Genomic DNA, 25,904 nt, shown 5'->3' with positions numbered 1-25,904 from the left:
CCGGTCTCCCGCTCGGCCGGAGACTACTTGGCGGCGGCCTCGACCTCGGTGTCGTCGGCCTCCTCGGAGACCTCCTCACCGTTGATCTCGGTGTAGATGGCCTTGAGGTCGACCTCGTTGCCGGCCTCGTCGGTCACCTTGGCGGCGTCGCCGATGACGCTCTTGGCCTTGTCGCGGACGATCTCGACCATGGCCAGCGTGAGCTGGTCGTTGTCGGCCAGGTGCTGGGCCAGCGTGTTGGGCGCGACGTTCATCTGCATGGCGCGGCGCACCACGAAGTTGGTCAGCTCCTGCTCGCTGACACCGAGGTCCTCGCTCTTGACGATCTTGTCGAGGACGAAGCCCGTCTTGAGCGCCTTGGCGGCGCTCTCGTCGAACTCCGCGAAGCGCTCCTCCTCGGTGGTCTGGTAGAGGCGGAAATATGCCTCCCTGCTCAGGCCACTCTCGGCGATCTGGTGCTCAAGGTTGTGCTTGCGGTTGTCGACCTCGGCCTTGAGCGCGCTCTCGGGCAGCGGAATGTCGATCTTGTCGAGCAGGGCGGCGAGGGCGTTCTCGCGAGCCTGGACGACCTGGTCGATCAGCTTGTTACGGCGGGCCGTCTCGCTGATGCTCGCCTTGAGCTCGTCGAGGGTGTCGAACTCGCTGGCGAGCTGGGCGAACTCGTCGTCGAGCTCGGGGAGGACCTTCTCCTTGACGCTCTTGACGGTGATGGTGACCACGGCCTCCTCGCCGGCGTTCTCGCCGCCGACCAGGTTGGTCGTGAACTCCTTGGTCTCACCCGCGGACAGGCCGACCAGGGCGTCGTCCAGCCCCTGCAGCACCGAGCCGGCACCGACCTCGTAGGAGACGTCGTTGGCCTGCTGCTCCTCGATGTTGACGCCGTCGATCGCGGCGGCCAGGTCCATGACGACGAAGTCGCCGGAGGCCGCGGGGCGCTCGACGCCGGTCAGCGTGGCGAAACGCTGACGCAGGCCGTTCAGCTGCTCCTCGATGTCCTTCTCGGAGACCTCGGAGACCGGGACGGTCACCTCGATGCCCTGGTAGTCGGGGACCTCGAAGCCGGGACGAACATCCACCTCGGCGGTGAACTCGACCTGCTGGCCGTCCTCGATCTTGGTGACCTCGATCTCCGGCTGGCTGACCGGGAAGATGTCGCTCTCGTCGACGGCCTGGCCGTAAAGCTTGGGCACCGCGTCGTTGAGGGTCTCCTCCAGCACCACGGCGCGGCCGAACCGCTGCTCGATGATGCGAGCCGGAACCTTGCCGGGGCGGAACCCGGGGACGCGCACCTGCTGCGCGACCTTCTTGTACGCCGCCTGCAGGCTCTCGCCGAGCTCCTCGAACGGCACCTCGACGGTAAGCCTTACCCGGGTCGGGCTGAGCTCCTCCACAGCGGTCTTCACGGGGTCGTCTCCTTGATCAAGCTTCGAGTGATCGCGGGCGCGTCAGGACTTAACGGCTACCGCGGCAAGCTCGCGCGCCGCGCCCACATGAGCGGCACCTGGCACAGCCGTCGAGACACGCGAGATTAGGGCATGCTCCACAGCGGCGGGTGTTCAGCGCCGCTGGCCAGTCTAAGGCAGAGCGGCACCAGGGAGCGACCAATGGCCGCTCAGTCCTCCTTGATGATTCGCCGCAGGATGTCGTTCGTCTCGCCGGGCGTGGTGCTGACCGCGCACAACCGCTCCATGACCTCGCTGTAGCGGTCGACGTCCTCACGCTTGTCCAGGTAGAGGGCGCTGGCCAGCTGTTCGACGTAGACGACGTCGGGGAGTTCGTTGTCGTTGAAGCGGAGCACGCTGAAGGCGCCGCCCTCCGCGCTGTGACCGCCGAAGCTGAAGGGCATGACCTGGATCGTGATGTTCGGCTGCCGCATGAGGTCGAGCAGATGCTCCAGCTGGGCCCGCATGACGTCCGCGCCGCCGATCGGACGCCGCAGGGCGGCCTCGTCGATCACGGCCCAGAAGAAGGGGCCGTCGGGTCGGCTGAGCACCTGCTGGCGCTGCATGCGCAGATCGATGCGGCGGGCGATCTCCTCGGGCGCGATGCCGGCGCTCCCCGCAGTGATGACCGCCCTGGCGTACTCCTTCGTCTGCAGCAGGCCCGGTACGAACTGCACCTCGTAGGTACGGATCCGGGAGGCCGCCTCCTCAAGGCCGACGTACGTCTGGAACCATGAGGGCAGCAGGTCGTTGAACCGGTGCCACCAGCCGGGCTCGTTGGCTCTGAGCAGCAGATCCATCACCGCCGACCGGGCTTGCTCGTCCTCCACCCCGTAGAAGGTGAGCAGGTCCGCCACGTCGCGTTCTCTCAGGCCGACCCTGCCGAGTTCCATCCTGCTGATCTTGGACTCGGATCCGCGGATCAGATGGCCCGCCTCCTCGCGCGACAGCCCCTTGGCCTCACGCAGGCGGCGCAGTTGGGAGCCTAAAAGGATACGCAGCGCTGTGGGACCCGATCCCGGTTGAACCTGCGTCACTTCGCCTCCCTCTGTACTTGGGCCAGCGCACACAGTGTCACTACTTCCGGCCGCTATGACAAGGTCTCAACTCCCTGCCCAATTCGCCAAGTCGACGTCCTAACCGCCCATGCGGCTGCACATTGCAACTGCACGTGCATTTGGGTCTTGCAGCGGACGTGCCGGTGACCCATGATGGCCTAGTGCATATTGGGCTTATGGTGCACAAGCTCTGAAAACTCTCAAGTAGTACGGAGACTCACGATGACAGCGGGAGGTACCGGCAGGATGGTGGAGGAGCCGAAATCGGCTGCCGACTACCTGCAGGCGACCCGCCAAGTGGGCTTTGACGAGCTACTGGAGGCCAACCACTCCGGCGCCACCGCGTGTCCCCTGCCCAATCAGGCCGACTCGGTGAAGACCGCCAGGGACGTGACACGTTCCACATTCCACGACTGGGGGCTGGCGGAACTCAGCGATGACGCAGCGCTAGTGGTTTCGGAACTCGTCACCAACGCGGTCCGTTACGCGCTGTGTCCGCCCGGCCGGACGGAGATCAACCCGATCACGCTCGTCCTGGTGCACCTCTCGCCCCACGTGCTCCTGGCAGTGACGGACCCGAGCAACGAGGTGCCGACGCCCAAGGAGCCCGACTTCGTCTCGGAGAACGGCCGGGGCCTCTACATCGTGGAGACCTACAGCCAGGGCTGGGGCTGGGACCACCTCAACTGCGGCGGCAAGGCCGTCTGGGCCTTCTTCAGCCCTCACTCCTGACATTCCCACCACAGTGGGATCATTTCCGCGTTTCTCCGCGGGCGCCCTTGACCCGCCCGCCCCACGCGCGCGCCGCGAAGAGTGCTGAATGACGGGCTCGTTCAGCTCGGACGGCGCCCGTCCCAAGCGAGCGCCGCGAAGAGCCACTCGCCCTCCTGAACGAAGAACCGGGCACCGGTCGGAACCGATGCCCGGCACGCGTCGGGGTGACAGGATTTGAACCTGCGGCCCCCTGCTCCCAAAGCAGGTGCGCTACCAAGCTGCGCCACACCCCGTAGGTCGAGTGCGCGCACGCTCCGGAACTCCGGTACGCTTACGCCCTGACGAACGGATGAAGTCTAGACCAGACTGACGCCGGCTCGCGCGGACGTAGCTCAATGGTAGAGCCCCAGTCTTCCAAACTGGCTACGCGGGTTCGATTCCCGTCGTCCGCTCCAACGACGAAAGGCCAGGTCAGCCCATATGCGGCGACCTGGCCTTTCGTCTTTCCCCAAAGCTTCGGAAACTTACGCGCCCGATGGTTTTCGAGCACGTTTTCCCGGACTTTCTTGAATGCCCTGCCGAGCGCCCCCGCGATGACCTGGTCACGGACCCCACTCGTGGGCCGTCGGCTCTCCGATGCCGCCCCGCCATTCGATGCCAAGGCGTTACCGATCCGCCCGAGACCAACGGGCCTTCCAATCTGTTTCCCCCATCCCCGTCCGAGGAGGTCACGGATCTTCGTACGGGATCGGCTGCGGCCTTCGCGCCCCTCCGGCAACCACATCCGCTTCACCCGGTCGAAGGGCTGGGGCGCCGGCGTGACGGGTGAGGCGCCGGATCTCACAAGGAGGCTTTGCGCCTCAGGGCCGTGAGGTGCCCGGCGGCGCGCAGGAAGGTCCTCAGGCCGGCCCGGGCCACCGGGTTCTCGTCCACGAACCGGTGGGCCGCCTTGAGGGAGTCGCGCACGGCGGCGAAGCCGTACTCGCGCATCTTCGCCTCGTAGGCGGCGATGGCAGCGACAGGGTCGCCGCCACCGGTGAGAGCGTCGCGAAGCGACCGGGCGTCGCGTAAGGCGACGTTGGCGCCGATCCCCCGCATCGGGGTCATGCTGTGGATCGCGTCTCCGAGCAGGGTGATGTTCGTGGCGGGCCAGGGGCCGATCGGCACCGAGGTGCGGATCGGCAGCAGCGAGACGGTGTCGGGGTCGGAGGCGGTGACCAGTGTGCGCAGGTCCGGGTGCCAGCCCTCGGTCATCCGGGTCACGGTCTCCCTCAGCCGCTCACCGTCCATCGTGGCGAGGTCGTGGGGGAAGCGGCCGGTCGCGGCGCCGAAGGCCCACATGACGTAGCCGCCGGTGTTGTCGAACAGGGCACCCTCCCGTTCGGTCCTGCCGACCCCCGGCGGCAGGACCGCACTTCCTGCGTCCCCGGCGGCCGCGAGGTCGTGCGGCGCGGCGAACATGCCGAGGCCCCTCGGCGGGATGACCATGTTGATGGTCTCGTACAGGCCGGGGTCGACCAGAGGGCGCGTGGCGGCGGTGAGCGGGAACTTGCCCGCGATCGTGACGATGCCGGTGTCGACGCGGCGCGCGTGCGGCAGGTACTGGCGTCTGACGCGGGAGTTGCCGCCGTCGGCGGCGATCACGATGTCGGCGGTCTCGGCGGTGCCGTCGGCGAAGCGCAGGGTGACGGTGCCTTCGGGGTCACGGGTGTAGCCCTCGAAGGTCTTGCCGAACCGGACGACACCCGGAGGGCCCTTCGAGGCCGGACAGCAGGATCTGCCGCAGGGTGATCCTGCTGACCGAGTGGTGGGCGTCCACCGGATCGGTCACGGGCGGACTTTCCAGGGTCAGCAGTGGTCTCATCCGGTGGCTGAGAAAGCGGAAGTCCTGGGCGCCTCGGCCAGAGGTGGCCAGGAACGCCTCCCACAACTCGGGGGGCAGGCAGTCGCGCAGGGCCCGGGAGCCGTCGGGGTCGATGTGGACGCGGTAGCCCTGGAGCCGGTCGGAGGGGGTGCGGTCGCGCTCGTAGACCGTCACGTCGACCCCCGCGCCGTGCAGCCCCTGCGCCAGGCAGAGACCGCCGATCCCGCCTCCGACGACGGCGACTCTCATGTTCGTCATGGCACCACTATCAACTATATGGATGAATCTATCAACCAAAAGGTTGATAGATTCATCCCGACGGTTGGCCGGTGTTACCGTGAGGCATGGACAAGCCCTCTCGCCGCGCCCCCGTGGAGCGCAGGCGTGATCCCGAGCGCACCAAGAGGCGCATCGTCGAGGCGGCCAAGGCCGAGTTCTCCGCCAAGGGATTCGCCGGAACGAGGGTGAGCGAGATAGCCGCCAGAGCCGGAGTGAACAAACAGCTCATCTCTTACTATTTCGGCGGGAAGGAAGGGTTGCTCAAGGCGCTCACGGCGGATTGGCAGGGCAAGGAGAGCACCTTCGCCGGAACGTCACCACCGCCGACGCTGCCCGAACTGGTACGCGGCTACGTCACCGCGACCGTGCGTGACCGCGACCTCGCCAGGATCCTCATCTGGGGCGGGCTGCAGGACGACGGCGAGGAGGACTCCGCGCTGCTCAGGGACATGCGGGACAACGTCGAGGACCTGCGCAGGCGGCAGGCGGAGGGGGAGTTCCCCGCCGACCTGGATCCCGCGTACCTGCTCCTGATGCTCTTCGCCGCGGCAGACGCCGGAGCGATATTCCCGCAGCTGGTCCGCGCGATCTGCGGGGATGATCCGGCGTCGGAGGAGTTCGGGGAGCGTTACGGGGAGCAACTGGCACGCCTGCTCCGCCACCTCAACACCGACAAGTCCTAGTTCGTATGGAAATATCTATGAATCTCTGTTAAACACGAGGTTCGCATGTAGATCATTCTTTACAATCCTCCATAACCAGAAGTCAGACTGCCCCTGGAGGGAAAGTGTCGGAGTTCGACGGCGTCATCGTGGGCGGAGGTCACAACGGCCTCACGTGCGCCGCCTACCTCGCGAAGGCGGGGTTGTCGGTCGCGGTCGTCGAGCGCAATGACGTCGCGGGTGGCGGTTGCAGCACCCAGGAGCTCACCCTCCCGGGGTTCCGGCACAACACTCACAGCAGCTACCACTTCCTGGAGGAGGGCCCGGTCCCCGCGGACCTGGAGCTTCAGCGGTACGGCCTGCGTTACATCTACCCCGAGACCCAGCACGCCACGGTCTTCAGGGACGGCCGGGCGATCACGGTCTACACCGACCCCAAGCGCACCGCCGAATCCTTCGCCCGCTTCTCCAGGGCCGACGCCGAGCGCTGGCTGGAGTTGTACGAGCGCTACGCCGAGGCGGCCAGGGGGCTGATGAACGGCTTCCTGTACTCCAGGCCACTGCCGCCGCCGGTGCTCGCCGAGCGGATCAAGGGTGACCTGGGACGCGACATGATGAGCTACATGCCGCTCTCGCTGTACGAGGCCGTCGACAGAAACTTCGAGAGCGACCAGGTCAGGGTGCTGTTCAAATCCTTCCTGCACGCGATCTCCATCGAGAACGTTCCCGGCACCGGCGGCTTCCTCCCCCGGCTGCTGTCGCGTATCGCCAGGCTCGGGGTGCCGGTGGGAGGTGCGGCCAACGTCGCGAGCGCGCTGCGCGCCGTCATCGAGGAGCACGGCGGCACCGTGGTGACCGGCGCCCATGTCGAGCGGATCCTGGTCGACGACGGGCGGGCCACCGGGGTACGGCTCGCCACCGGCGACGTGCTCACCGCCCGCAGGTTCGTGGCCAGCGCGGTGGACGCCCCCCAGACCGTGCGGCTCGCCGGTCCGGAGAACTTCGGCGCGGAGATCACGGCCAAGGTCGAGGACTACAAGTGGGCCGCGCACAGCCTCGTCACCCTTCACCTCGCGCTCGACGAGGCGCCGCGCTACCGGGCCGCCGAGTTCGAGCCCGACGTGGACCGGGCCTTCCTCGTGGTGCTCGGCGCCGACGACAGCGAGCAGCTCGGCCGTACCTTCGACCAGATCCACCGGGGGGAGCTGCCCGAGCGGCTGGCCGGCAACGGCGCGTGCCCCTCGCTGTTCGATCCCTCGTACGCCCCCGCCGGCAAGCACGTGGCTTTCTGGTGGCCGTGGGCCCCGTACGACCTCGGCGGCGACCCGGCCAACTGGGACCTGCGGCGCGAGGAGGTCGGGGAGCGGCTGCTCGCCGAGTGGGCCGAATACGCCCCCAACCTCGCGGGGGGCGCCGTCCTGGGTAGACGGGTCTTCTCGCCACTCGATATCGAGCGGCACTGCGTCAACATGGTGCGCGGCAGTCATCACGTGGGGGCCTACGAGCCGTCCCAGCTGGGCGGCAACCGCCCGGTCCCCGAGATGGGCCAGTACCGCACCCCTGTCGACGGCCTCTACCTCTGCGGCGCCAGCAGTCACCCGGGCGGCTCGGTCTCCGCGGCCCCCGGATACAACGGCGCCAACGCCATCGCAGAAGACCTCGAACTGGAAACCTGGTGGACGCCGGTTCCCGCACCCCGGTGGAGCGAGTGAAGTCCCGTTTCGTCACAAAAAATCCAGCCACGCCAGGGTTCAGGATGGGCAGCCCCGCGTCCATGCACGAGCAGCTGTCCCTGCTCAACGCCGCCAGCAAACGCATCGGCAGCACACTGGACGTGTTCGAGACCGGCAGGGAGTTGATGGACGTCGCCGTGCCGCGCTTCGCGGACGCGGCGGGCATCCTCGTACAGGACCGGCTGGTGACCGAGGGAGAGTTTCCCCAGGAGACCACCGACGGCTCGGCGCTGGTGCGACGGATCGCGGTCGGCGTGGCCGACCCATCTCCCGGCGAGTACGCCAGGGCGTTTCCCGTGGACGAGGTCGCCGTCTACGAGGCCTGGACCCCCTACGCCCGGTGCATGGCGACCGGCAACCCGATCCTCTATCCGCGCCTGGGGCGCAGGACCGCCGAGGAGATCGGGCGGTTCTGGAAGCGTGACTCGGTGTCGAAGGTGCTGGAGGACAGCTCGTTCCTGGTGGTGCCGCTGAAGGCGCGTGGCCGGGTGCTGGGCTTCGTCATCTTCACCCGCAGACCCACCAGCCAGCCCTTCGACGAGCAGGACGTCAACCTGGCCGAGGAACTGGCGGCCAGGACCGGGGTCTGCCTCGACAACGCGCGCCTCTACAACCGCGAGCGCCGCACCGCGCTGACCCTGCAGAGCAGCCTGCTGCCCGTCGACCTCTCCCAGCCTCTGGGCCTGACGATCGCCTCCCGCTACCTGCCGGCCAGCGACCTGGTCGGGGTGGGCGGCGACTGGTACGACGTGATCCCGCTGCCCGGCTGCCGGGTCGCCCTCGTCGTCGGCGACGTGATGGGGCACGGCATCAGAGCGGCCGCCACCATGGGCCAGCTCCGCACGGCCGCGCGCACGCTGGCCAGCCTGGACCTGAGCCCGGCCGACGTGCTGTTCCGGCTCAACCTGATGAGCCAGGACCTGGACGCCAGCCAGATCGCCACATGCGTGTACGCCACCTACGACCCTGTCACGCGGCGGTGCGCGATCGCCTGTGCGGGACACGTGCCGCCGATCCTGGTACAGCCCGGCGGCGAGACCGAACTGCTGGAGCTGCCGCCGGGGCTCCCCCTGGGCATCGGCAACGAGCCCGCCGAGATGCGGGAGTTCACGCTTCCCGGCGGGACCGTGCTCGCCTTCTACACCGACGGCCTGGTGGAGAGCCGCAACCGGGACATCGAGGAGGGCATCAACGCGTTGCGTGGCCTGCTCTCCGGTCCCGACCACGACCTGGAGGAGGTCTGCGACCTCACGATCAGGGCACAGCGGCCCGGACACGAGCGTGACGACATCGCCCTGCTGCTGGCCAGGGTGTCGGAGCTGACGGAGAAGGACTTCGCGGAGAAGTCACTGCCCTCCGACCCCCGCTCCGCCTCCCAGGCCCGCCGTTTCGTCCGGGCCACGCTCGACGACTGGGGACTGTCCTCGCTCAGTGACAACACCGAGCTCATGGTGAGCGAGCTGGTCGCCAACGCGGTCGAGCACGGCCGGGGCGAGGTCGAGCTGCGTCTGCTGCGCGGGCCCACGCTGGTCTGCGAGGTGTCCGACGGATCGGTGTCGGAGCCGGTCATGCGGGAGGCGTCCACCAGCAGCGACACCGGCCGCGGCCTGCACCTCATCAACTGGCTCGCCCACCGCTGGGGATCCCGTCTCACCCCGAAGGGCAAGATCGTCTGGATCGAGCAGAGGCTGCCCTAGGCGAGCCCTCAGCGGATCTCGTGGAGGGCGGTGGTGCCGCTGACCTCGTTGCCGACCGCCAGGAGCGGGCGGCGGGTGGGACTGTCGGAGGCGGGGATGAACAGCACGCCCTCGGGACCGACGTCCCCGGCGGTGCCGTCCTTGACCGAGCCGGTGAAGTCACGGGTGTTGACGTAGCCGGCCAGGCGCGGGGCGCGCGGGTCGCCCAGGTCGTAGGCGACGATCCCGCCGACCCGCTCCAGCCCGGCGAAGGCGTAGGTCCGGCCACGCACCTCACCGACCGTGATCCCCTCGGGCTCGGGGCCCTTGTTGTCGCTGCGGCTGTCGAAGGAGTCGTTCTCCTCGTTGTCGGCGTTGAAGGCGCCGGGCAGTTCCCCGGCGACGAGCCGCTCCAACTGGTCGCCGGAGTCCCAGACGAGCGCTCCCGAGGTGGACCTGACCGAAATCGAGCGGGCGCCGAACGCGTGCAGTTCGGTGTAGGCGCCGTTCGCGTCCCTGGGCGAGTCGGCGGCCACGTTCAGCCGGCCGAGCTCGGCGTCCTTCTTGAGGTTCTCCGCGTCGGGCAGCGCGAGGTTCAGCGACTTGACCCTGACCTCGTCGGCGTGGCAGCCCCACTCGCGCCCGTCGCCCTCGTTGGCGGTGACCAGGTAGGTCCGCCCACGGTCGCGGAAGTGCGCGATCGCGTCGGGCTGGTACACGCCCTTCACCGGCCGGGCTCTGATGTCGATCTTCCCGTCCTTGTCCGACGCGTCGAACCCGCTCTTCGACCAGTCCTTCAGCCCCAGCGGGACGACGTCGCGAACCACGACCCGGTTCAGGTCGACGATCGCGAGCGCGTTGTTCTCCTGAAGGGTCACATAAGCGGTGTCGCCGTCGACGGTGACGTACTCCGGCTCCAGATCCTGGGCCACGGTGGCGCCGGGGCCGGTGATCCGCACTCCCCTGGCCCGCAGCCGCTCGGCGTCGAAGTGATGCCCCCATGGCCGGATTCGGCGGTGACCGGAACCGCGGAAAGGGGCAGAAGGAGCAGGCCGGTGACCGCCGCGGTGGCTACCCGGGTGAAAGTCATGGTGCGCATGAGGTGAAGTTTCGCGAAATATCGTGACTTACTGCTGACGTCGATCTGACCGTGGAATGAAGCTCCCCGGTCAGGTGTGCACCCTACGGAATTCCTTGGGCACCTCGGGCATGCCGGTCATGTCCATTGACGCGATGACTACTGGCTGTTCAGGGGTTACGGTCAAGATGAGAGCCGGGAGGAAACCCGGGAGGGCATCGGGAGGGGCATGATGACCATCGACGTACCCGAGGCTTACCACCGCGCACTGGAGGACTTCGGCGCTCTTGTCCATCGGATCGGCCCCACGCAGTGGGAGAACCCGACCCCGTGCGTCGACTGGGACGTGCGTGCTCTCGTCAACCACGTGGTCGGCGAGAACCTGTGGGCCCCCGTGCTGCTGGCCGGGGGGACCTCCGCGGACGTCGGCGACGCCTTCGAGGGGGACCTGCTGGGCGACGATCCCATCAAGGCCTTCGACACCTCGGCCGTACCCGCCATCCAGGCGGCGACAGGCGTTCACGCCCCAGGCCGCCTCGTCCACCTGCCGTTCGGCGACGTGTCCGGCCGGGAGTACATCACCGAACTGTTCGCCGACGCGCTCATCCACACCTGGGACCTGGCCCGCGCCATCGGCGCCGACGAGCGTCTCGATCCCGAGTTGGTCGAGGCCTGCGCCACCTGGTTCAGCGACGCGGAGCCCGGCTACCGGCAGGCCGCGGCCACCGGGGAGCACCGGCAGCCTCCCTCAGACACCGACCCGCAGACCCTGCTGCTCGCCTCCTGGGGCCGCCGCGCCTGACCGCCGGAGCGCGTGCCGTCAGCCGGCCGCCGGCCGCCGGCCGTGGTTGGCCCTGCGCTTCTTGCGTGCCCTGGCCTTGCGTGCTCGTCTGCCCATGCCGACCACCCCTTCGCCGAGGTTCCTCCGGATCCGTACGGGACTCGATCTCACTCGCCCAGACCTTCACATTCCTCCTGGAACGCCCATGACACAAGGCCTGGACGGCGATCGGTCCGGCTCCGGTGGACCGTATTTCCCCGGCGTTTCCCCGGTCTTGACGTTCCCCACCCGTTGGACGGGACGCGTGACCGGGCTCCTCACCCGTCAGGCCGGACTCTAGGCTCCGTCACATGAGCGAGAAGCTGATGGCCCGCTGGCGATCCCTCGCCGGCGCGGGGGCCGACCCCCTCGGCCGCGAACTGATCACCCGGTACGACGAGCCGCACCGCAGGTATCACACGACCGCCCATCTGGAGGCGGTGCTCACCCATGTCGACGCCCTCGCCGACCAGGCAGGGCACCCGGACCTCGTACGGATGGCGGCCTGGTTCCACGACGCCGTCTACGACCCGCGACGCGCGGACAACGAGGAGCGGAGCGCGAGGCTGGCCGAGCGCGCGCTGCCGGAGCTGGGGATGCCCGCAGAGGATGTGGCGACGGTCGCCCGGCTGGTCAGGCTGACCGTCACGCACGCACCCGCGTCCGGCGACACGGACGGGGCCGTGCTGTCCGACGCGGACCTGGCGATCCTGGGCTCCTCCCCCGAGGTCTACGCCGCCTACGCGGCGGCCGTGCGCGAGGAGTACGGCTTCGTCCCCGACGACGCGTTCAGGGCGGGAAGGGCCGCCGTGCTGCGCTCGCTGCTCGATCTTCCGGTGATCTTCCATGTCGCCGACCTGGAGGGGGAGGCGAGGGCGAACATCACGGCGGAGCTTGATCGACTGTGAGCGGCCGACCATCACAATCCAACAACCTCCCCCACCTGGTCGTGGTATTTTGGTGGAATCTGGTGGATTAAGGGGAGTGAGTCAATGCTCGCCCAGCAGCGGCAGCAGGCGATCCTGGAAAGGGTGCGCGGCAGCGGCGGGGTCAGGGTCGCCGATCTCGTCCGGGAGCTCGGCGTGTCCGACATGACGATCCGGCGCGACCTTGAGGTGCTCTCCGAGCGCGGCCTGGTGGAGAAGGTCCACGGCGGCGCCACCGCCGCAGGGCCCGGCTCGACCGAAGAACCGGGCTTCGCCGCCAAGTCGGTGCGCCAGCAGGCGGAGAAGGAGACGATCGCCCGGCACGCCGCCCGGCTCGTCCGGCCGGCCACGGCCGTCGCGCTCTCCGCGGGCACCACGACCTGGACGCTCGCCCACCACCTCGTCGACGTGCCCGAGCTGACCGTGATCACCAACTCGATCCGGGTCGCCGACGTCTTCCACCGCTCCCTCAGGGCCGACCGCACGGTCGTGCTGACCGGCGGGGTCCGCACTCCCTCCGACGCCCTGGTCGGCCCGGTCGCGGTCTCGGCGATCCGCGGCCTCCACGTCGACACCCTCTTCCTCGGCGTGCACGGTATGAGCACCCGCGCCGGATTCACCACCCCCAACCTGCTCGAGGCCGAGACCAACCGCGAGCTGGTCGCCTCCGCGCACCGCCTGGTGGTGCTCGCCGACCACACCAAGTGGGGCACGGTCGGCATCAGCACGATCGCCGAGCTGGCCGAGGCCCACATCGTGGTCACCGACTCCGGCATGACCGAGGAGGCCCGCGAGGAGCTCGCCGCCTCGGTGGGCGAGATGATCATCACCGAACCCCAGCGGGAGAGCGAGATCGCCGGCCGATGAAGCGTACGATCACCCACCTGGCCGACGGCCGGGAGCTTTTCTACTTCGACCGGCGCGACGACGCCGACCGCACGGCACCCGACCGGCGCGACCTGCCGCCCCGCCCCGCCGCCTCCGAGCTGCGCTACGACCCGCTCACCGAGGAGTGGATCGCGGTGGCCGGGCACCGCCAGAGCCGCACCTTCCTGCCCCCCGCCAACGAGTGCCCGCTTTGCCCGTCGACCCCGGGCAATCTCACCGAGGTCCCCTCCTCCGACTACGAGGTGGTGGTCTTCGAGAACCGGTTCCCCTCGTTCTCCGCCCAGCCGGGCGACCACCGGCCGATCGGAGGGCTGAGCGAGGTCCGTCCGGGGGTCGGCAGGTGCGAGGTGGTCTGCTTCACCTCCGAGCACGACTCCGCGTTCTCGCGGCTCTCCCCCGAGCGGGTCGAACTGGTCATGGAGGCCTGGGTCGACCGTACGGCGGAGCTGTCGGCGACGCCCGGCGTGGAGCAGGTCTTCTGCTTCGAGAACCGGGGGGCGGAGATCGGCATCACCCTGGCCCACCCGCACGGCCAGATCTACGCGTACCCCTACGTGACCCCGCGCACCAGGCTCACCCTCGGGGCGGCCGAGCGCCACAGGGAGCGGACGGGCGGCAACCTGTTCGCCGACGTCCTGGCCGCGGAGCGTGAGGCCGAGATCCGGGTGGTGGGCTCGAACGAGCACTGGACGGCCTTCGTCCCCGCCGCGGCGCGCTGGCCCGTGGAGGTCCACCTCTACCCGCACCGCAGGGTCCCCGACCTGGTCGCGCTGGATGCCGGGGAACGCGCGGCGTTCGGCCCCCTCTACACCGACGTACTCCGCCGCCTCGACGGGATCTTCGGCGTGCCCATGCCGTACATCGCGGCCTGGCACCAGGCACCGGCCTCCACCGGCCGTGATCTGTCGTACGCGCACATGGAGCTGTTCAGCATCCGCCGCGCGCCGGACAAGCTGAAATACCTCGCCGGGTCGGAGTCGGCGATGGGCGCCTTCGTCAACGACGTGTCGCCCGAGGCGACAGCACATCTGCTGCGCTCTGTTGTCACGAACTGATTACCGCTTGGTCTCGTCTTGAGGTCGCATGACCTGCTGTTTACCACTACTATCCTTCCCACATCGGCTGTAAACGCTGATTTGCCTAATCCCGGGCACCTTGCCCGGGAGCCGGGGAACCACCGCACCTGGGGTGAAACCACTTCGGTGGAAGGGCTTCCTCCAGCCCGAACCCGTCAGCTAACCCGGTAGGCGTAAGGAGAGGAGAGTGCGTGGCGGCCCCGTCCCCCACGTTCCGTCGGCGTGCGTCTCTGGCCCTCTGCCTGAGCTCGATCGTCGTGTTCACCATCGGCGCCCCCACCGCCGGAAGCGCGGACCCCAAGCCCACCGAGGCCAAGCTCCGCGCCGAGCTGGCCAAGCTCGGCAAGCAGGTCGACAAGCTGATCGAGACCTACGCGGCCACCCGCGAGTCGCTCAAGATGGCGCAGAAGGCCGAGATCGTCGCCAAGCAGAACCTGGAAAAGGCCGAGAAGACCTACGTCGAGGCCAAGCGGGAGGTCGACTCCATCGTCCAGTTGCGCTACCAGAGCAGCGGCGGAGGGCTGCCCGCGCTGATGTTCTCCGGCGACATGGGCGCCGCCGCGGTGATGGAGCAGCTCACGGCCCAGCAGGCCGCCCACCTGGAGGGCTTCGTCAACAGCATCGAACGCAGGAAGAGGGCGGCCGAGACGGCCGCCAGGCTCACCGACGAGATCGGCGACGAGGCCAAGGAGGTGCAGGCGCAGCGCGAGAAGGCCGAGAAGCTGATCCGCGACATGAAGAACAAGCTCGACCGCCTCGCCCCCACCGGTTCCGGCCGTCGCGCCGACGGCAGCTGGGCGCCGCAGCTGCCCACCGGCCCCGACAACATCACCGACCGCACCCGGATCATGCGCAACGCCGTCATGAGGCGCTTCAACCTGCCGTACTCGGTCGGCTGCTACCGGGCCGTCAACGACGGCGGCGAGCATCCTCTGGGCCGTGCCTGCGACTTCATGATGAGCGCCGGTGGCGCGATGCCCACGGCCGCCAACCTCGCGCTCGGCGACGAGATCGCCGCCTGGGCCATCAAGAACAAGGCCAAACTCGGCGTGAAGTACGTGATCTGGCGCCAGCGCATCAACCACGGCTCCGGCTGGAGGTTCATGTCGAACCGAGGCGGCATCACGGCCAACCACTTCGACCATCCGCACATCTCGATGTACTGATCTTCGGGGCGGCGTCCGGTCTCGTGAGCGGCGGCTCACCCCTGGGCGCCCCCGTGGGCGAAGGCGGGCGCCGCACCCGTGGACGCGGGCTCGACGGCGTCCACGCCCGTGTGGAGGGGGGCGAGGTCGACGAATATGCGGTAGTCCGAGATCAGGCCGTCGTCGCGGGTGCGCCAGATCGATACGGCCACGACACTGACGTCCGTGCCGTCGAGCCGCCGGTAGGTCACCTCGGTCTCGGCGATGACGTCGGCGTCCACCTGCCAGTTCCGCACGATCCTGTGCCGCAGGCCTCCGATGGTGGAGAAGAACTCCCGCAACCCGGCGGCGATGGCCTCGCGTCCCGCCCTCGGCTCCGCGTTGCCGAACACCAACGTGGCGTCCTCGGCCAGCAACCGCACGAACTCGTCGGGGTCGAACGAGTCGACCGTCCGGAAAACGCGTCGCACCGCGTCGTCGCTCATGCCGATCCTTCCTCATACCGTCGGGATCACTGGTGGGGACGATACGGGGCGAGGGGCGGGGCACAACTATCGCCGGAGTAGGTGTCCCGTCGCCCGGAGGCGCGCCAAAGGTCTGCGGAACCGGGGCGCGGCGGCCGGGTCGGCGCACCGGGCCGGATCGCGGCGCGTCCAAACCTCCGAACTCCTCGTCGACGGCGCCGGCCCCTGGTTCACCGATGCGCGGCCTTCAGGCCGACCTCCCCCAGACATTCCAGTACGGCGTCGACGGACATCAGGAAGGGGTCGGACTGCAGAATTCGCGTGTGCGTCGTGCTCATCTCCTGGCCCGGCAGGATTCCCAGCTCCCGGTCGAGCAGCACGAGGGTCTCCTGGAACACCTCCAGCGCCTCCCCTTGGCGACCGGTCCGGTAGAGGGCGAGCATCAGCAGGGTGCGGAACCGTTCGTGGAACGGGAAACGCATGATCAGGCTGCGCAGCTCGGGTATGGTCTCGAAGTGGTTCCCGAGGCCGATGTCCGCGCCGATGCGAAGCTCCAGGAGTGAGGTTCGCAGTTCCTCCAGCCGGCTGACCTCGTGGTCCGCGACGGCGCTCTCCGCCAGGTCCGCGTACGGTCTACCGCGCCACATGTCGAGCGCCTCCGCCGAACAGCGCGCCAGATCCTTTATGTCGGAGGAGAGCATGGCGTTCAGCGCCTGCTTGGCGAGCGCCTCGAACCTGTGGACATCGAGTTCGTCGGGATGCGTGACCAGCGCATAGCCCTCACCCCGCTGCTGGATCCGGTCGTGGCCGAGAACATGCCGGAGGCGGAACACGTAGACCTGCATCGCCTTCCGCGGATTCTTGGGCTGTTCGGTCCACAAGATGTCCGACAGGATCCCGACGGGCACCGACTGCCCCGCTCTGCTGAGCAGTATGCTCAACAACTTTCGTGGTTTCTGGGCCGGCATCGGCACCTCGACGCCGTTCACGGTAACCGCCAGATCCCCGAGAACGCGGAACTGTACCTCGCCCTCCGGGAGGGTGTTAGGCGACATGTGTTTTCCTTCGCGGGTGGGAAAGGGACGTCAGCCTCTTCATGGGAATGTCGTCTTCTCCGCCGTGCATGCCGTTACGGAACGACGGTCGCGCACGGATCGGGAACGTGAGGTGTCGGTCGATGACAGGCGCGTACGACGTCTCGACGAAGCGCCGCCTCGATCAGGGCGGAACTGTGCCGCCGCGCTCGGAACGGGTGGCCTGTGGCTCGGCCGGAAACGTGGATCGCGGACCTCGCCGGCCTCGCACCCGATGGGAACACCCGGAAAGGGTGCCCAAAAGGGGGTGGTGAACCGCCTTCGCCTCATGGACGACGGGACGGGACCCGCTGCGAACCCCCTGACAGCGCGTACGATCCCGGGGAAACCATCACGGGCGCGCTCCGGCGCGACAACCGCGGCTCAGGCCACACCACTCCGGCGAGCGCGGCCGCTTCAGCCGAGGGCCGGATCCCGCCCCGTGCTCCCGGTCAAGGCCCGTACGAGCGGGATGTGACCGGCCTTCGCCCGGCGACTCTCCCGCCTGATCCCGCGCGGCCGCCCTGTGACGTGCCCTTCCTCGACGCGCGGCGACATGAACGCGGACCGCTCGCACCGGCGGCGCCCCAAGCCGCCCATGTGCCTGTCCGCGGTGATTTCAACTTGCCTGAGAACACGAAAACGCACAGCCATCCGGTAGCCCCCATACCTCTTGTCTGCTTCCGGCCATTATACGTAAATGCTGGACACAGTTGTGGCTTTTACCTCAAGCTGAAAAGTTGTCATAAGCGGATATATCTCGCACGAGTTACGGACATGACGTTATGTCTTCATAAGGTCATGTCGTTACCGGCATTCCCGGCGGACAGCGCGCTGTCCCCCCGAGCCCCGGCTCGGCGAACCGCGCGGTGAAGTCACGCGGGCGCCCGCGGCTAGCCGTTCTCCGGAGCGGCCTTCGTCCAGCTCGGCTTCACCGCCATCATCCGCGCGGTCTTGGCGGGATCCCGGTCGACGAGGTCCCCGAGCACCTCGTCCACCCGCTTCAGGACGGCCTCGTCGATCGTCCTGCCGGACGCCGAGGCGTTCTCGGTCACCTGTTCGGGCCTGGTGGCACCGGCGACCACCGAGGAGACCCCCGGCTGCCGAAGCACCCAGGCGATCGCGAGCTGGGCCGCCGAGAGGCCGCACTCCCCCGCGAGCGGGAGCAGGGCCTGCACACGTTCGAGAAGCGTCGTGCCCAGAACCCTCCTGATGAAGGTGGGAGCCCGCCCGCCGGCCGTTCCCCGCGACCCGTCCGGCGGCTCCTGGCCCGGCCGGTACTTGCCGGTCAGCACCCCCTGCGCGAGCGGCTGGAAGGCCAGCTGGCCGATGCCCTCGCGCAGGCACAGCGGGACTATCTCCGGTTCGACGACCCGCCACAACATGTTGTACTGCGGCTGATTGGAGACGATGCGGCTGCGCAGCCCGAGCTCGCCGGCGATGGCCACCGCCGACGCGATCTGCGGGGCCGTCCACTCGGAGACGCCGAGATAGAGGACCTTGCCCTGGCGTACCAGGTCGTCGAAGGCGATCAGCGTCTCCTCCAACGGGGTCGTCTCGTCGAAACGATGCGCCTGGTACAGGTCGAGGTAATCGGTACGCAGCCGGCGCAGGGACGCCTCGCAGGATTCCACGATGTGCTTGCGGCTCAGGCCACGATCGTTCGGTCCCTCGCCGGTGGGCAGGCAGACCTTCGAGGCGAGGACCAGCGACGATCGTCTCACCCCGTCGAGCGCGGCGCCCAGCACCTCCTCGGCCGCCCCCCGCGCGTAGACGTCGGCGGTGTCGAAGGTGGTGATGCCCGCGTCGAGTGCCGCCCGGATGCACGCGACGGCCTGGTCCCGATCCACCAGTTCGCCGTGGGTGAGCCAGTTTCCGAAGGTGACTTCGCTGATCATCAGGCCGCTCTGCCCGAGGTGGCGATATTCCATTGGCCGTCAGGATGCGGCGCCCTCCTACGAGGAGCCCGTCTTCCCGACCCTCCTTTCAGATGAAGGTCACGATACTGCTCCGCGCGCGGCACGGCGGATCGGTCGCGTGGGCGCCGATCCGCCGACGTGTCAGGACGCGCGGCTCCGGTGTGCGTTCCCACCTCTGAACTCGCCCGCCTCGCCCGGACGCGCGTCGTCCCGAGGGAGGGACGGGTCGCCTGGGCGACCTCCGGGGAAGACGGTGGCGAGAGGGTGAAAGGCCCTCCTGTAGTAGATCAGCGGGGCACCGTCACGCACGCTGTACGCCTGCACCGCGCCGATGACGACCTCGTGGTCACCCGCGGTGAGCACGCTGTGCACGGTGCACTCCAGTGAGAAGAGCGCGTCGGGGACGACCGGCGGGCCGTCCGGGGTGAGTGCCCCCCATCCGCCCTTGACCTTGTCCACGGCCGTCGTCGCGAACAGGCGCGCCACGTCGTCGTGGTGCTGGCGGAGCATGCTCACCGCGAAGCGTCCCGACTCCTGTATGGCGGGCAGCGTGCGTGCGGACCGCGCGAGGCAGACCAGGACGAGCGGAGGTTCGGCGGAGACGGAGCAGAAGGCGCTCACGGTCAGCCCGTGCGAGCCTTCCCGCTCCCCCCGTGCCGTGACGACCGTGACGCCGCTGGGAAACCGGGCGAGTGCGGCCCGGAAGCCGTCCACGGTGATCATCGTCGGGACGTCATGCCGTGAACGGACGCAGCACCAGTTCGACCGTGCGGTCCTGGAGGGTGAACGTCGCCTTCTGCCCGGGTACCGCGTCGTCGAGCCAACGGTGGAAGTCCTCCATCTCCTTGAGCGTGACGCCGTCGATGGCGTGGATCTCGTCGCCGGGCTGGATCCCGACGAACTCGGCGGCGGAGTTGATCGCCACATCCTGCACGACCATCCCGGTCTCCGGGGTGACCCCCAGCGGGATGATGCCCGTCTTGGGCGGCGTCAGCGTCTTGTGGAACTGGAACGGGCGGTGCTCCAGGTAGGCCGCGAGCCGCTCCAGGTAGTGCCACCAGTGGTGGTCGTAGGCGTCGAACTCCACCCTGGAGCGCACCGAGTCACTGAAACCGGAGTGGCGCACCTTCACCTCGGTGCTGTCCTCGTCGACCTGGACGAATTCCACCTCCACGGAGGTCGGCTCGTCGTTCCCCGGCACGTCCCAGTCGTAGGAGCACGAGAAACCGGGGTTGACCTCGCGCAGCGTCGCCGTGAAGACGAGGTCGACCCTCCCTCCCCGGTTGAAGTGCCAACGAAGCGGATCACCCGGCTCGACCGGGACGCTCGCGTCGTGCAGGTTCAGCCAGGCGCGGACCTCCTTGGGGTCGGTCCAGGCCTGCCAGACGCGCTCCCGGCTCACCTTGATCTCACGTGCCGTCGATGTTTCGAGTGCCATGACACCGTTCTCCATTCTTGGGATTCGTGCCGACGAGGGCACGGGTTCAGCCGTTGCACCGGTCGATCGCCTACTTGGCTCCCGCCTCGTGCAGGGCCCTCTCGACTGCGGCGTTGGAAAGCGTCAGTAGTCCGATGAGTGACACGGCCGCCCCGAACAGGCCGCCCACCCGGTAAACGGCCTCCAGGTCGGCGTGGGTCGCGATCTGGCCGGCCAGGAATATGCCGACCGGCATCAGCCCGAAGGCCACCAGCCTGTTCACGCTGCTCACCCGTCCGGTCAGCTCCTTCGGGACGATCGCCTGCCGGATCGAAACGGTCGTGACGTTCCAGGTCATCGCCGTGTAGCCGGTGACGGCGAGGCCGAGGGCGACGAGGGCGACCTCACTGGTGAACCCCAGGATCGTGAAGCCCAGCGCGCCCAGCATCGCCCCGCCGAGCGCGGACCTCGCCGGTCCCAGCCGACGGGTGAACATCCGGCACGTGAAGCCCGCCGTCACGCTGCCGACCGCGACCGAGGCGAGCAGCAGACCGTACGCCACGTCGCTGATCAGCATGACCTGGCGCGCGTACAGCACCAGCATCGCCAGCTGGCCGACCGTGCACATGTTGGTGAGACCCGCGACCAGGGTGAACACGCGGAGCACACGATGGCGGGCCAGCCAGCGCACCCCCTCGCCGATCTCCTCGCGCATCGCGCGCCGGGGTTTCGCGCCGGACGCCGTCGCCGCCCGAACACCGTCGGTGCGAAAATCGCCGCGCATGAGGAACGAGAAGAGGGAGCTCAGAGCGAAGCTGACGGCGTCCACGCCCACAGGCAGGGCCCGGCCCACGGTGTAGAGCACGCCGCCGAGCGCCGGTCCCAGAAACTTCAGTGCGACCGTGTTCGCGGTCATCAGCCTGCTGTTGGCCCGCTCCAGCGCCTCCCGGTCCTGCGAGACCGCCATCGGCAGGATCGCCGAGCGTGAGCTGTCGTAGACGGTCTCGATCGACGTGATACTGAAGGCGATCACCATGAGGAGCGGGATCGAGGCCCAGCCGCCGAGCACCGCGACGAACAGGACGATGAGGATCGCGCACCGGACGGCGTCCGACACCCACATCGCCCGGCGCCGGTCCCAGCGGTCGGCGAGCGCGCCTCCCATCAGGGCGAGCAGCAGCCAGGGGAGCTTGTCCGCCATCCCGACGAGGGAGAGCGTCGCCGGATCGCTGGTGAGGTCGGCGGCCAGCAGCGGCAGCGCGGTGACGGTCAGGCCGTTTCCCACGCTCGAAACCGACCAGCCTCCCCAGAGCAGCCAGAAGTTGCGGCCGAGGCCGCTGGAGATCTTCGAGCCCGGGCGCCGTCCTCCCGGCCCGCCCGGTAGCGCGCCGGAGCCCCTCGGCTCCGCCGTGGTCCGCAGGTCCCCGCCGCCCGGGACCTCCCTCGTCGTCATGCGCCTACGCCCTCCGGGGTGGAGTCCTCGGGCAGCAGTGCGGCGGGATCGAGTTCGAAGAGCAGGCGAGTGGTGCGCGCGACTCCGTCCGCGTCTCCCAGCCGCCGCCGGCAGAGCACCGCCTTGTACGCCGCGCCGGCTCCCCGAAGACCACCCGCCCGGGCACCGAGCTCGAACTCCACGGCCGCCCGCTTGAGGTCGCCTTCGCGCTGGAACCAGGCGCCCGCGAAGTAGCGCGCGGAAGGCTCGTTGCCATCCAGCCGCAACAGCTGCTCGGCCGCCTGTTCCACGTGTTCTGCGGGGTGGAGCATGGTGCCCGCCTTCACGGTCACGTCCAGGAGCAGCCTGGTGTTCTCCCTGGCGCTGTGCCACTGCTGCGAGTCGGCGGCGAGGCTCTCGGCTTCGGCACCCGCCTCGTACGCCGCGTCCATCGCCTCCCGCGCCCCGTACTCGTCCTTCTCCGTGATCCGGTGAAAGGCCGCGGCCCGCCAGAACCTGCTCACCGTGAGCGCGCGCGACCAGGGCTCGACCTCGTTCAGGGTGGGCAACAGCTCCTGGCCGTACGCCATCCAGTAGTCGCTTCCGCGCTCGCCTCCCCTGTCCCGCAACAGGATCGAGATCAGCTGGGTGCACGAGAGTACGCGCGGTACCGGCAGTTCTCCCTCTGTGGCGAGCCTGGCGAAGGCGTCCGTCACCGCGGAGTCGCGCAGATGCTGGCGCAGCGCCCGCGCGGTCTCGTAGGCGAGGTGGTCACCCGCGGGATGGGGGCCTTCGGCGCCACCGACGGTCAGCTCCGCCGCGATCCGGTAGAACCCGAGCTGCGTGAGGATCCTGACGAGCACCGCGCGCCGCGGTACGGACTGATGCGGCCACTCGGCGATCTGGCGGCTGAGGAACAGCCACGGCTCCAGTCCGGTGTTCGCCGCCACGTCCGCCGGCGAGTCCCCCAGGAACACGTCTTGCCTCGCCTGCCTCGCCAGCCAGGACCGCGAGTCTCCCTGCAGGATCAGGGAGCAGTGCGGAAGCAGTTCGTCCTGGTTCTCGTCGCGCAGCAGGGCGAGCAGCAGGGGGGTGCTCTCGGCGCAGAGCGGCCCGTCCACCGTGGAGGTCAGCCTGAACCAGGCGCTCCAGTTGCGCCGCAGTCCGACGGTGTCCAACTCGACCACGGGCGGGAATTCCAGATCCCCCCACGCGACATCGTCCGCGCGCGTATACGTGTGCAAGCCCGCCAATGCCCCACTCTTTTCCGGATCAGCCGATCACATGGTCAAGTATGGTTAAAAGGCGGGAGAAGACTTATGCAATCCTCTCCCGCCAGATATCGGCGTTCAATTCACCGAATTAGTAGACCTCGCTCGGCGCGTACACCTCGCTCGGCGCGTAGACCTCGCTGGGGGCGTACACCTCGCTGGGGGCGTAGACTTCACTCCGCATCTGAAACACCTCCTTTCGGGGTTGTTCCTTGCTGGCGGAGTCAGCTTTTCCGAGTGCAGTTTCACGACGGTTTCGCGTCGGTTTCACGGCACCCTTGACAGTTCTTGAATATGGTTGTCCTGCCTGGTGGCCAGGGGTTTGAATCTTTTCCGCGACCCGCTGGCCCCGGTGGTTCGACCCGGTGCCGGAGGTCGTTCGGACCGGGGGCCCGGGGTGCCGGACATGAGTCCGCCCCCGGCCCAAACGGCCGGGGGCGGGTTGTGCGACGGCGTTCTCAAAGCGTCTTCGGCCGGTCCGTGTCCCGCCCGGGAGAGGCAGGAGACGCCGGAGACGCAGGGCGCTCGGAGGACTTCGAGCGCTCGGGAGCCTCGGGACGGCGGACGTGGACGGGAGTACCGATCGGGGTCATGTCGTAGAGCGCCTTGGCGTTGTGCAGCGGCACCCGGATGCATCCGTGGGACGCGGGGTGTCGCGGGACCCGCTCCGAGCCGTGGAAGCCGATGCCCTGGTTGAAATAGATGGTGTAGAACTGGTCGCCCAGGGGCCCGCTCGTCCATCCGGGCGTCCGGAACCAGGCGCGGAAGTCACCGGTGGGCGTGACGGCGACCCCGCAGTGACCCTTCTTGCAGTAGTGCTCGCCGTTTCCGGTTGAGATGTGGGAGACCAGCGCGGGCTTGCCGTCCTTCCACGCCGTGAGCAACTGGCGACGCAGATCGATCTCCACCCTCGTGGGCTCCCCGTACGACACCAGCGGCTTGAGGCGCGCCGGGCGAGAGAGCGCCCGCCAGGTCCGCGGGTCGATCTGGTCGGTGGCGGGCAGTCCGTTCGCCTTCTGGAAGGCCCACACGGCCGCGCGCAGCGCGGGACGGTACTCGTCGCCGACGTCTCCCGGCCCGAACCCCAGCCGGTCGAGGCGCCGGTGGATCTGCTGGACCTGATCCCCCCTGTCGCCGACGCGAAGCAGGGGAAACCTGGCCGGCGGGGTGTGCTCGGAACGAGGCGCGGGGGAAGGGCTTTCATGGGGAGCCGGCGGTCCTGAATGCCGCGACGACATGACACCGGTGTTCACGACACCGAATGGCAGGCACGCGGTGAGCACGAGGGCCGAGTTCGCGGCCAGGAAGCACTTGACGGTTCTCCGCATTTTTGACGCCTATCCACTCTCTGGCGAGGTCCACTAGAAGGAGTACGAGTACTTGCGGTCCTCTATCGCCGCGCGCACCAGGCCGACGGCCTCCTGGGCGCAACCCCAGGAAAAACTGAATCCGGCCCCGCCGTGCGCGAAGTTGTAGACGACCTTTTCCTCGTCGTCCCACTCAAGGCAGACGTTCTCGGCCCGGAACGGCCGCAGGCCCACCCGTACCGGCTCGTCGGGATCCAGCCTGGCGTGTCGCAGCGCGGGCATGAAGGCGAGGCACCGCTCGTACATCTCCCGTACGGGAGCGTGGTTCTCCAGATTGATTCCGGTATCCCACTCGTCCTTTTCCGCCAGCCCGCCGAGAACGAGGAGTCTCGGATTGCGCGGCACGATGAAGACGATGTCCTGCTCGTCCTTGTTCTCCTCGTCGTGGGAGACGCAGTGGGCCTCGCGGATCCGGCGTCCGCGAAGCCCGTCGTTGCGTACCCGCACCAGCGCGCCGCGCAGCGGGTACATGCCGATGCCGCGGAGTGCGGCGGTGCCCAGACCCGCGCAGCAGACGATCACCTCGGCGTCGAAGCGGTCGAGGAGCTCGTCCTTCCGCTCGGCCAGCAGGCCCTCGACCCGGTACCGCTCGACCCGCACACCGTGGATCTTGACCTGCCGCATCAGCCACGCCATGTACTGATCGGTGTCGATCATGGGCGCCATGTGCGAGTACGCGTCGACCACGCCGTAGTCGGGACTGACACCGTTGCGTTCGGCGAGTGTCCGGTCGCGGACGAAGCCGCGCACCTTCCCCGCGAGTTCCCGCATCTTGTGGAGATCGTGCGGATTCTCCTCGACGGGGTGCTTGAAATAGAAGTTGGACCTTCGCATCGCCACCCCGGGAACCTTCGCCCTGGCCAGCCTCTCGAACATCTCGTACGAGGTGACGCACCAGTCCTTGGAGCGGGCGAGCGAGATCTGGTCGTGGTGGTAGCCGCACACCGCGGGTGGCCACTCCCACAGCGCGCCCGCGACGACCGAGACGATGTCGGGGGCGAATCGCTCCGCGACGACGGTGACGCGGAACCCCTCCCTGGCCAGGCACAGCGCGCTGGTCAACCCGCTTACCCCGGCTCCGACGACAAGTATTCTCTCTGAATTCGCGCGCACCTGGGAACGCCTTCTTTCCTGATCCATCCAGCTCGATCACTTTTCGGCGCGACCGAAGCGGGAGGCCGTCACGACGAACACCGAAACCCCTCCACAGTAATTCGAGCACCGGCGAATCCCCGAATGGCGGCGAACCCGGCACCGGAGAACATCGGCCTCGGGACGATGGGAAAGCATGACCGATCAAGGAAAGAATCTGGATTGAACGGGGAAAAGCCGCACTCGACCCGAATGATCCAATGACAAACCTTTGGCCGCGTGCCGGATTTTCATCACCGATCCACCGATCGACCCGGGCGAATATTGACACTCCCTGATCCGGCCCCGGCTGTCGCGAAGGGCCGATCGAAGCGATCGCAGGGTGAATTGCCTACTTTACTCGTGGACTCGCCTATACGCCCTCAGTGGGATTGTTAAGGGGCAGGTAGCGGGCCAAGTCTCACTTGTTGTAGAACATGATGACTAAACACATATACCGAGGGGCGCC

At 68.3% G+C, this 25,904-nt stretch carries 24 protein-coding genes, 2 tRNA genes and 1 riboswitch; of the genes, 10 read left to right on the top strand and 16 right to left on the bottom strand.

Features of this window, described 5'->3' with window-relative positions; genetic code table 11:
- Positions 1-23: 23 nt before the first annotated feature.
- Entirely contained in the window at positions 24-1,403 is a 1,380-nt protein-coding gene (gene tig / locus ACIBH4_RS15685) for a trigger factor (protein ID WP_362514986.1), read from the bottom strand.
- A gap of 209 nt (positions 1,404-1,612) precedes the next feature.
- Positions 1,613-2,479: a helix-turn-helix transcriptional regulator gene (locus tag ACIBH4_RS15680; protein ID WP_362514983.1), complete on the bottom strand. Its 867-nt coding sequence runs from the start codon at positions 2,477-2,479 to the stop codon at positions 1,613-1,615.
- A 243-nt stretch (positions 2,480-2,722) separates the two neighbouring features.
- Between ACIBH4_RS15680 and ACIBH4_RS15675 the strand changes: the two genes are divergently transcribed.
- Positions 2,723-3,232, top strand: coding sequence for an ATP-binding protein (locus ACIBH4_RS15675; RefSeq protein WP_350949519.1), 510 nt, complete (start codon positions 2,723-2,725; stop codon positions 3,230-3,232).
- A 201-nt stretch (positions 3,233-3,433) separates the two neighbouring features.
- Here the strand turns inward: ACIBH4_RS15675 and ACIBH4_RS15670 are convergent.
- Positions 3,434-3,507: transfer RNA gene (locus ACIBH4_RS15670), tRNA-Pro, on the bottom strand.
- An 88-nt stretch (positions 3,508-3,595) separates the two neighbouring features.
- Between ACIBH4_RS15670 and ACIBH4_RS15665 the strand changes: the two genes are divergently transcribed.
- Positions 3,596-3,669, top strand: a tRNA-Gly gene (locus ACIBH4_RS15665).
- 385 nt (positions 3,670-4,054) lie between these two features.
- On the opposite strand, the gene ACIBH4_RS15660 is transcribed toward ACIBH4_RS15665, so the two are convergent.
- A complete protein-coding gene (locus ACIBH4_RS15660; RefSeq protein WP_362766323.1) occupies positions 4,055-4,858 on the bottom strand; it encodes an FAD-dependent monooxygenase in 804 nt (267 codons plus the stop codon).
- 58 nt (positions 4,859-4,916) lie between these two features.
- Complete coding sequence (locus ACIBH4_RS15655; RefSeq protein ID WP_362766320.1) at positions 4,917-5,336, bottom strand: NAD(P)-binding protein; 420 nt, start codon at positions 5,334-5,336, stop codon at positions 4,917-4,919.
- Between the two features lie 86 nt (positions 5,337-5,422).
- Between ACIBH4_RS15655 and ACIBH4_RS15650 the strand changes: the two genes are divergently transcribed.
- From ACIBH4_RS15650 to ACIBH4_RS15640, 3 genes are all read left to right on the top strand, one after another.
- Positions 5,423-6,040 (top strand): TetR family transcriptional regulator, encoded by a 618-nt coding sequence (locus ACIBH4_RS15650; protein WP_362514978.1) that lies wholly within the window; start codon positions 5,423-5,425, stop codon positions 6,038-6,040.
- A gap of 104 nt (positions 6,041-6,144) precedes the next feature.
- Positions 6,145-7,731 carry an NAD(P)/FAD-dependent oxidoreductase gene (locus tag ACIBH4_RS15645; RefSeq protein WP_362514976.1) on the top strand — a complete coding sequence of 529 codons (1,587 nt, stop codon included), beginning with the start codon at positions 6,145-6,147 and terminating at the stop codon, positions 7,729-7,731.
- 44 nt (positions 7,732-7,775) lie between these two features.
- A complete protein-coding gene (locus ACIBH4_RS15640; RefSeq protein ID WP_362514974.1) occupies positions 7,776-9,449 on the top strand; it encodes a SpoIIE family protein phosphatase in 1,674 nt (557 codons plus the stop codon).
- Between the two features lie 8 nt (positions 9,450-9,457).
- On the opposite strand, the gene ACIBH4_RS15635 is transcribed toward ACIBH4_RS15640, so the two are convergent.
- Positions 9,458-10,438: a choice-of-anchor I family protein gene (locus ACIBH4_RS15635; protein WP_362514996.1), complete on the bottom strand. Its 981-nt coding sequence runs from the start codon at positions 10,436-10,438 to the stop codon at positions 9,458-9,460.
- A 300-nt stretch (positions 10,439-10,738) separates the two neighbouring features.
- On the opposite strand from ACIBH4_RS15635, the gene ACIBH4_RS15630 reads away from it, so the two are divergent.
- On the top strand, positions 10,739-11,308 hold the full coding sequence (locus ACIBH4_RS15630) for a TIGR03086 family metal-binding protein (protein ID WP_362766317.1): 570 nt from the start codon (positions 10,739-10,741) through the stop codon (positions 11,306-11,308).
- An 18-nt stretch (positions 11,309-11,326) separates the two neighbouring features.
- On the opposite strand, the gene ACIBH4_RS15625 is transcribed toward ACIBH4_RS15630, so the two are convergent.
- On the bottom strand, positions 11,327-11,458 hold the full coding sequence (locus ACIBH4_RS15625) for a hypothetical protein (protein ID WP_350949513.1): 132 nt from the start codon (positions 11,456-11,458) through the stop codon (positions 11,327-11,329).
- A gap of 179 nt (positions 11,459-11,637) precedes the next feature.
- Between ACIBH4_RS15625 and ACIBH4_RS15620 the strand changes: the two genes are divergently transcribed.
- From ACIBH4_RS15620 to ACIBH4_RS15605, 4 genes are all read left to right on the top strand, one after another.
- Positions 11,638-12,234 carry a metal-dependent phosphohydrolase gene (locus tag ACIBH4_RS15620; RefSeq protein ID WP_362766314.1) on the top strand — a complete coding sequence of 199 codons (597 nt, stop codon included), beginning with the start codon at positions 11,638-11,640 and terminating at the stop codon, positions 12,232-12,234.
- An 84-nt stretch (positions 12,235-12,318) separates the two neighbouring features.
- Positions 12,319-13,119: a DeoR/GlpR family DNA-binding transcription regulator gene (locus ACIBH4_RS15615; RefSeq protein WP_362514967.1), complete on the top strand. Its 801-nt coding sequence runs from the start codon at positions 12,319-12,321 to the stop codon at positions 13,117-13,119.
- Entirely contained in the window at positions 13,116-14,195 is a 1,080-nt protein-coding gene (gene galT / locus ACIBH4_RS15610) for a galactose-1-phosphate uridylyltransferase (protein WP_362514965.1), read from the top strand. The genes ACIBH4_RS15615 and galT overlap by 4 nt, the downstream gene beginning before the upstream one ends.
- Positions 14,196-14,267: 72 nt before the next feature.
- Positions 14,268-14,404: riboswitch (cyclic di-AMP (ydaO/yuaA leader) on the top strand.
- 3 nt (positions 14,405-14,407) lie between these two features.
- Positions 14,408-15,382, top strand: a complete 975-nt coding sequence (locus tag ACIBH4_RS15605) for a hypothetical protein (protein ID WP_362514962.1) — start codon at positions 14,408-14,410, stop codon at positions 15,380-15,382.
- Positions 15,383-15,417: 35 nt separating this feature from the next.
- Here the strand turns inward: ACIBH4_RS15605 and ACIBH4_RS15600 are convergent, their stop codons facing one another.
- The 9 genes from ACIBH4_RS15600 to ACIBH4_RS15560 all read right to left on the bottom strand — a co-directional run bounded on the left by ACIBH4_RS15600 (position 15,418) and on the right by ACIBH4_RS15560 (position 25,444).
- Positions 15,418-15,846: a nuclear transport factor 2 family protein gene (locus ACIBH4_RS15600; RefSeq protein ID WP_362514959.1), complete on the bottom strand. Its 429-nt coding sequence runs from the start codon at positions 15,844-15,846 to the stop codon at positions 15,418-15,420.
- Positions 15,847-16,055: 209 nt separating this feature from the next.
- Complete coding sequence (locus ACIBH4_RS15595; protein ID WP_362514955.1) at positions 16,056-16,880, bottom strand: AfsR/SARP family transcriptional regulator; 825 nt, start codon at positions 16,878-16,880, stop codon at positions 16,056-16,058.
- A 911-nt stretch (positions 16,881-17,791) separates the two neighbouring features.
- Entirely contained in the window at positions 17,792-18,829 is a 1,038-nt protein-coding gene (locus tag ACIBH4_RS15590) for an aldo/keto reductase family protein (protein WP_362514953.1), read from the bottom strand.
- Positions 18,830-18,958: 129 nt separating this feature from the next.
- Complete coding sequence (locus ACIBH4_RS15585) at positions 18,959-19,540, bottom strand: flavin reductase family protein (RefSeq protein WP_362514949.1); 582 nt, start codon at positions 19,538-19,540, stop codon at positions 18,959-18,961.
- Between the two features lie 10 nt (positions 19,541-19,550).
- Positions 19,551-20,255: an SRPBCC domain-containing protein gene (locus ACIBH4_RS15580; protein WP_362766312.1), complete on the bottom strand. Its 705-nt coding sequence runs from the start codon at positions 20,253-20,255 to the stop codon at positions 19,551-19,553.
- A gap of 70 nt (positions 20,256-20,325) precedes the next feature.
- Positions 20,326-21,687, bottom strand: a complete 1,362-nt coding sequence (locus ACIBH4_RS15575; RefSeq protein WP_362766310.1) for an MFS transporter — start codon at positions 21,685-21,687, stop codon at positions 20,326-20,328.
- A complete protein-coding gene (locus ACIBH4_RS15570; RefSeq protein WP_362514940.1) occupies positions 21,684-22,853 on the bottom strand; it encodes a hypothetical protein in 1,170 nt (389 codons plus the stop codon). The genes ACIBH4_RS15575 and ACIBH4_RS15570 overlap by 4 nt, the downstream gene beginning before the upstream one ends.
- Positions 22,854-23,395: 542 nt before the next feature.
- Entirely contained in the window at positions 23,396-24,265 is an 870-nt protein-coding gene (locus ACIBH4_RS15565; RefSeq protein WP_362514936.1) for a L,D-transpeptidase family protein, read from the bottom strand.
- 33 nt (positions 24,266-24,298) lie between these two features.
- Positions 24,299-25,444 carry an FAD-dependent oxidoreductase gene (locus ACIBH4_RS15560; RefSeq protein WP_362514933.1) on the bottom strand — a complete coding sequence of 382 codons (1,146 nt, stop codon included), beginning with the start codon at positions 25,442-25,444 and terminating at the stop codon, positions 24,299-24,301.
- Positions 25,445-25,904: the final 460 nt, after the last annotated feature.

Source organism: Streptosporangium sp. NPDC050284, assembly GCF_044459525.1.
In the GTDB taxonomy this organism is placed as follows: Bacteria; Actinomycetota; Actinomycetes; order Streptosporangiales; family Streptosporangiaceae; genus Streptosporangium.
This window is presented reverse-complemented; position numbering and strand designations above follow the sequence as displayed.